This window comes from Streptomyces sp. SID486, assembly GCF_009865385.1.
GTDB lineage: Bacteria > Actinomycetota > Actinomycetes > Streptomycetales > Streptomycetaceae > Streptomyces.
On the sequence record NZ_WWJT01000494.1, the window covers coordinates 1 to 429 of the forward strand.

The 429-nt window shown below is 73.7% G+C and carries 1 protein-coding gene; it reads left to right on the plus strand.

Translation table 11 applies throughout. The features are described from left to right. Positions 1-429 (plus strand): condensation domain-containing protein (locus GT045_RS23140; RefSeq protein WP_161335308.1); only part of this gene is annotated, 429 nt, incomplete at both ends.

The following is a 429-nucleotide window of genomic DNA, read 5'->3' on the forward strand; positions in this document are numbered from 1 at the left end:
GCCTGGGCCCACCAGGACCTGCCCTTCGACCGGCTGGTGGAGGTGCTCAACCCGGAGCGGTCGGCGTCCCGGCACCCGCTGTTCCAGGTGATGCTGACCCTGACCGACGCGGCCACGCCCACCCTGGTCGCCGACGGCCTCGACACGCGCGCCGAGTTCACCTGGCTGCAGGCCGCCAAGTTCGACCTGACCTTCTCCTTCGCGGAGCACCGGGGGGCGGACGGGCAGCCGGCCGGGCTGGACATCACCGTGGAGTACGCCACGGACCTGTACGACGCGAGCACGATCGAGGCGGCCGCCGCACGGCTGGTACGCCTGCTGGAGGCGGCCGCCGAGACGCCCGACGTCCCGGTCGCGGAGCTGGAGCTGCTGTCGGACACCGAGCGCGAGCTGCTGCTGGAGCGCTGGGCGGGCACCGTCACCGAGGGC